This window comes from Mesorhizobium sp. Arg314 (assembly GCF_053714275.1).
The window spans coordinates 1-219 of sequence record NZ_JBSKBP010000384.1 but is presented as its reverse complement, the minus strand read 5'-3'; the positions used below and the strand labels follow the sequence as shown (position 1 = coordinate 219).

1 pseudogene is annotated in these 219 nt (G+C 59.8%); it reads right to left on the bottom strand.

Going from position 1 to position 219, the window contains the following annotated elements:
- Nucleotides 1-219, bottom strand: a pseudogene (locus tag ACWGS9_RS35970) (IS110 family transposase); the annotation flags it as partial.

The window sequence follows — 219 nt, the reverse complement described above, 5'->3', positions numbered from 1 at the left end:
CATCAAGGATTCCAGCTTGTGATCGCAGTCAAGCATCTTGGCCTGGTAGGTGTCGTAGAGCTCCAGCGACTGGGTCAGCGCGAAGACATGTTCGTCTCGATCGTTGCCCACCAGCGCGGCGCGGATCGTCTCGATGGAGGAATGGCAGCGCACATCACGGTAGGTCGCCAACACGTCGGGATTGCGCTCGCCCGCGACAATAGCCCGGATAATCCGCAT